Source organism: Streptococcus suis (assembly GCF_002960445.1).
Classification (GTDB): Bacteria; Bacillota; Bacilli; order Lactobacillales; family Streptococcaceae; genus Streptococcus; species Streptococcus hyiners.
Map to the genome: position 1 here is coordinate 1 of NZ_POJD01000394.1, position 286 is coordinate 286.

1 protein-coding gene is annotated in these 286 nt (G+C 44.4%); it reads left to right on the forward strand.

The window, feature by feature from the left end; all coding sequences use genetic code 11:
- Positions 1-225, forward strand: a 225-nt coding sequence (locus tag C1G53_RS13455) for a hypothetical protein (RefSeq protein ID WP_238139151.1), incomplete at its 5' end; no start/stop codon positions are given.
- Positions 226-286 lie beyond the last annotated feature (61 nt).

The following is a 286-nucleotide window of genomic DNA, read 5'->3' on the forward strand; positions in this document are numbered from 1 at the left end:
TTCCATATTTCCAACTTCAAACACTCCACCGGATTGTTTGAACTCGCCTTGCCTGATTTTGTAAAAGTGACTTGCTTTGCAAGTATTATCTCCCACCTTGCACAGTCCATTGACTGTGCAAGCAATCTGGGGGATACGAATAGTCCAGTGGACTATTCGTACCTGAGCCTGAAAACAAAAAAGCGAAGTACATCAGCTGGTCACCTAGAAATAAGAAAGCATTGAGTTATGCCTGTGGCTTTTGATGAGGCTGGGCAAAAAGTCCAGGACCACTACTCAGAGTTCG